The sequence below is a fragment of the Dyella sp. genome, from assembly GCF_035277725.1.
GTDB lineage: Bacteria > Pseudomonadota > Gammaproteobacteria > Xanthomonadales > Rhodanobacteraceae > Dyella_B.
Map to the genome: position 1 here is coordinate 1 of NZ_DATEJY010000211.1, position 5,044 is coordinate 5,044.

The 5,044-nt window shown below is 59.0% G+C and carries 2 protein-coding genes and 1 pseudogene; 2 read left to right on the forward strand and 1 reads right to left on the reverse strand.

Annotated elements, in window-relative coordinates; genetic code table 11:
• Together VJR68_RS17865 and VJR68_RS17870 are read left to right on the forward strand one after the other, a co-directional pair.
• Window positions 1–529, forward strand: a pseudogene (locus VJR68_RS17865) (TonB-dependent receptor); the annotation flags it as partial.
• A gap of 3 nt (window positions 530–532) precedes the next feature.
• Window positions 533–3,277, forward strand: a complete 2,745-nt coding sequence (locus tag VJR68_RS17870; protein ID WP_324149907.1) for a DUF5695 domain-containing protein — start codon at window positions 533–535, stop codon at window positions 3,275–3,277.
• A gap of 717 nt (window positions 3,278–3,994) precedes the next feature.
• On the opposite strand, the gene VJR68_RS17875 is transcribed toward VJR68_RS17870, so the two are convergent.
• Complete coding sequence (locus VJR68_RS17875; protein WP_324149909.1) at window positions 3,995–4,576, reverse strand: hypothetical protein; 582 nt, start codon at window positions 4,574–4,576, stop codon at window positions 3,995–3,997.
• Between the last annotated feature and the right edge of the window lie 468 nt (window positions 4,577–5,044).

Sequence of the window (5,044 nt, forward strand, 5' to 3'; positions counted from 1 at the left end):
CAATCTCAGTGGTCTCACGACGCGCGGTTACGATGTTGGCGTGCAATACGCCTTGCCATGGCAGCAATACGGCAGCTTCAAACTGAGCTTGAACGCCACCACCATGCAGCAATACCGCATCGATGGCGATGACCACAATTACGTCGGCGAAACGTCCAGCAATGGCAACCTGCCGCGCTGGCGTGGCCTGTTGAACGTGGACTGGGATCACCATGATTGGCACGCGAGCTGGTCCATGCGTTATATCGGCCCGAGCACGGTGGGCAGCGCCCACGAAGGCTTTTGTTTCAACACGGCCGCGGATGGCTCCTGCGTGTATTTCCGCGTGCCGTCGATGATCTATCACAACGTGTCGGTAAGTCGGAAATTTCCCGATTGGCACACCACGTTCTCGTTAGGCATCGACAATGTGGCCGACAAGAAACCACCCATCTACTACGGCTACTACTCCAATGCTGCCAATACCGACGCCAGTACCTACGACACACTGGGCCGGTATTACTGGGGTCGGGTGCGCGTGGAGTTCTAGCCGATGAAGGATTGGAGGCATGTTTCAAGGCGGCTGGCGGGCATGCTGGCGATGAGCATCATTCCGCTGGCGATGGCGAGTGCTGCCGCAACCAGCATCGCTCCCGTCAAGATGGAAACGTTCCACATCGGTGCGTTCAACCTGGCTCTGCGTGCTGATACGCAAACTTTGGCGCGCCTGTCGCCACAGACCGAGCCCAGCTTCGACTTTACGCTCGGCCAGCGTTTGGCCGAACGGCAGGGCGACGGTTACGTGCAGATCGGCGATATCCATATCCGCCTGCGCACGGGCAGTGGACCATGGCGTGATTTTGCTTCCGACCACGCGCGGCGCCCGATTACGCCGTTGACCACGGATGGAAACACCTTCGCCGCGGCGGACATGACCGCGACGCTGGGGCAGGATTTCCCGCTTAAGCTCACGCGCTCCTGGGTGAAGGACGGCGATGGTGTGGTCATGCGTTTCGTGCTGAGCAATCCAGGCAACGAAAGCATCGACGTCGGCGCGCTTGGCCTGCCGATGGTATTCGACAACATCCTTACCGGTTGTTCGCTGGAACAAGCGCACACACAGGCGAGTTTCGCGGACCCGTATATCGGCGAGGATGCCGGCTACGTGCAGGTGACGCGTCTCAATGGTAACGGCCCCGCACTGCTGGTGCTGCCGGAGGCGGGCACGCCATTGGAAGCGTGGAACCCCATCGCCGATACGCGTCACGCGAAACCGGACGACCTGTTCACCGACCGCGGGCCGCGCGGACAAACCGCCGAGGGCTTTTACGATTGGACCGTGGCCAGCCGCGGCTTCGCCGAGCAGGAATGGGCGCATGCAGGCGAACCGTGGAACGTGCCCACCAGCATCGTGCTCAAGCCCGGCCAGACGCGCACGCTGGCCTTGCGTTTCGTGCTGTCACCGTCGATCCGCGCCATTGAATCCACGTTGATACGCTACCAGCGCCCGGTGGCCGTCGGCATACCGGGTTACGTGATCCCCACCGACCTCACCGCATCGTTGTTCCTGCACAGTCCGCAGCCGGTGGCGCATATCGACGTGCAGCCCAAGGACGCTCTGGAACTCATGCCCGCTCCGCCACAGCACGGCTGGACACGCTATACCGTACGCGCCAAGGGCTGGGGCAGAGCGCGCGTAACGCTGCATTATCAGGACGGCAGCGTGCAAACGGTGAGTTACTTCATGACCAAGCCACTGCAACAGGCGGTGGCGGACCTGGGCCATTTCGCTACCACGCGAGAATGGTTCGACGATCCCAACGACCCGTTCCACCGTGCGCCCGCCATCCTCACCTTCGACCGCGAAGCCAACGCCATCGTCACGCAGGAACCGCGTGTGTGGATCGCCGGCATGAGCGACGAAGGCGGTGCCGGCAGCTGGGTGGCGGCGATGATGAAACAGCTCGACAACCCCGATCCGCTGGAAGTGGCCAAGCTGGAGCGGTTGATGGACGAAACCGTGGTCGGCACATTGCAGGTGGCCACGGGCGCGCATGCCGGTGCGGTGCGCAAAAGCCTGTTCTATTACGACCCCGCCGCCCATCCCGGCTACTACGACCCGCAACGCGACTGGAGCACGTGGACGTCCTGGTCCAAGCAAGACGCCGACGACCTTGGCCGTTCCTACAACTACCCGCACGTCGCCATCGGTCATTGGGTGATGTATCGCCTGGCGCGCAACCATGTGGGCCTGGTCACCCGGCATGATTGGCGCTGGTATCTCGACCATGCTTATCAAACTGCGGTAGCCATGATGCGTGATGCGCCCCATTACGCGCAGTTTGGCCAGATGGAAGGCGAAGTGTTCGTGGAGATCCTGAAAGATCTTCAACGTGAACATCTCGATGCCGAAGCGGCCAACCTCACGCAACTGATGAAAGCGCGCGCCGACCACTGGCGCACGCTGGCCTATCCGTTCGGCAGCGAAATGCCGTGGGACTCCACCGGCCAGCCGGAGGTCTACGCCTGGATGCGCTATTTCGGCTACCAAACACAGGCCGCACAAACCCGCGAAGTCATCCTGGGCTACGACCCTGCCTTGCCCAGCTGGGGCTACAACGGCAATGCACGCCGCTACTGGGATTTTCTCTACGCGGGCAAGCTCGCGCGCATCGAGCGGCAGATCCATCACTACGGTTCCGCCCTCAACGCCGTGCCCTTGTTCGATGCCTATCGCGCCAATCCATCCGACCTCTACCTGTTGCGTGTCGCCTATGGCGGGCTGCTGGGCGGCATCGCCAACATCGACCGCGACGGATTCGCCGCCGCCGCGTTTCACTCCGATCCGGATGCCATGCGCTTCGATGCCTACAGCGGCGATTACGGCATGGGCTTTTTCGGCCATGCCTACGCCAGCGCCACCTATCTGGTGGATGACCCCACCTTCGGCTGGCTGAGCTTCGGCGGCAATCTCACGCAAAGCGCCGACGGTTGGCGGCTCACGCCGCGCGACAGCGCACGCACGCGCGTATTCATTGCCCCCGCCAGCGCCTGGCTCACCCTGAGCGCGGGCAAGTTCGAGTCGGTGGACTACCAACCCGGTCATGGCGATATCGTTTTGCATCTTGGCCCTGCCGATGCGCACACGCCGGTGGCACGGTTGAGTGTGGAAGCGACTACTGCTGGCGCACCGCACTACCAGCTGCAAGGCGTGCCGATCGAACGCGGCCAATACGTGATCGCGCTGCAAGCGCATCCCACCATCGTGCATTTAACGGTCGCCTCGCATTGGCGCTGATAAACGGCTCGCTACGCGACATGAAGCGATACGGCTGATGCTTGCCGCGATGCGCTCCCTCCCTAACCCCAATGCTCCGAATTTAAGGGTTTTCAATCGCAGGAAACTCTCGTTCGTCATTCCAGCGAAAGCTGGAATCCAGCGACTTTTTAGCCGAAAGGCACTGGATGATTCGCTTCGCTCACCCCTTCGGGGCCGTCCATTCGGACGTTCTCCGCGCTTCGCGCTACGTCCAGCTTTTGCTGGAATGACGGGTTTGGGTTCTGTGGCGACTGGGAGACCTTAAGTTCGGAGCATTGACCCTAACCCTCCCCTGCAAGCAGGGGAGGGAACCATTTGTCGCAATGGTCGAGATGCCGCTTCGCTTGAGAGCTATTTATAGAAGTGCCCTCAAGGCATGTAGCTCAACGTTCGCGAGAACATGTCCCTCCCTGCTTGCAGGGGAGGGAGACGGACACGGCCAGCATCAAGCTTGCCGGCTCAAGCCTGCGCCATTGGCGCTAACCGATATGACGGCACTGCGCTCATCACGCACGGCGGCAAACTGCCGCATGTCGCTATTTGGTAGCGAGAACACAGCAAGGTCGGCTCGCGGTGCGTGGCGCAGTTGTTGGTGAGCAATAACGTAAAGCCACGGACAGGTTAGACCCGAAGTTAGCACCGTATGGCTGCGTCTCGCATCAGACAGATCGTTGCGACAGTCCTGCGGATTGAAGGCTACCGACCAGTGGTGTCAATCTCAGGCAAGCACGTGTGATCCAATGTGATGTGGTGCTGGACCGGATTCTTCTCACAAATGAAGAAATCGCAAGGAACGGCGCCTTTGGGAGCGTAGTGGCGGAGAGCCATTTTTGAGCTACACCACGGGCAAATGGCGGTCAGCGTGGTGAGAAACACCTTCCCATTAGGGGCCCGCTCAACGTACATCCTGCCCATAAGAAAATGAGCAAACCCCTGCTTTTTCATGACCCATGATATGAGCCAACAGGTGGACGCTATACCCAGCCCGAATAAAAATGCAAAAGACAAAGAGGAGTATTGAGGTTGCTTGAATGGAGAGAACAGCGTGAAATACAGTCCAGCAAGGCTCGCCAAGCCTGTAATGATTGAAAAGGTGTTTAGATTATCGCCTTGCACAGATGCGCCGGCTAATAGGAGCTTGCGCCCAATTTGCATTTGCTCGGCGGTAAATGTCGGTCTCCCCTGGTTACCTAACTGGAAATGGGCTCCCCGAAAGTCACCAACGCCAACATTCACGCCGTGGTCTCCAGATTGTGAGCCGTGATTGTCGTGAGCCATGATATTCCCCGTTCCTGACCTTTGAATATTTGTCCAGAGTTAGGCTCCATTGGTCAATAGCGGTGAACATCTCGATGAATTTATAGATGGCTTTCCGTCGAAGACTACTGTCACCGCCTCAGAAAATGCATCCCTGAAAGAGCTCTAGAACGTGAAGGTTATTCGCATCGCCATCCAAGCGATGGTCGCACATCAGTTCTCGGCGTCCTTTTTTGCGGAGCGTGACATTTCGATGCCCCATACCGCATGCGCGACACTTTCAATCTTGGCGACGAATCGATCCACATTAAGGCCGGCTACAAACGCCAATGCGTAAAAGCCTACCTCGCTAGGGCGTGTTAACACTATACGTGTTTGACCTTATACTTCGTCGATGGAAATTTCCGAAGCCCAATTTCAACGAATCGAACATTGCTTGCCGCAACAACGCGGCAACGTCAGCATGACAAACCGGGATGTGTTGAATGC

Bases quoted from the DNA above. Each gene is read 5' to 3' on its own strand.
- VJR68_RS17870 (WP_324149907.1), top strand. From the start codon at position 533: ATGAAGGATTGGAGGCATGTTTCAAGGCGGCTGGCGGGCATGCTGGCG.
- VJR68_RS17875 (WP_324149909.1), bottom strand. From the start codon at position 4,576: ATGGCTCACGACAATCACGGCTCACAATCTGGAGACCACGGCGTGAAT.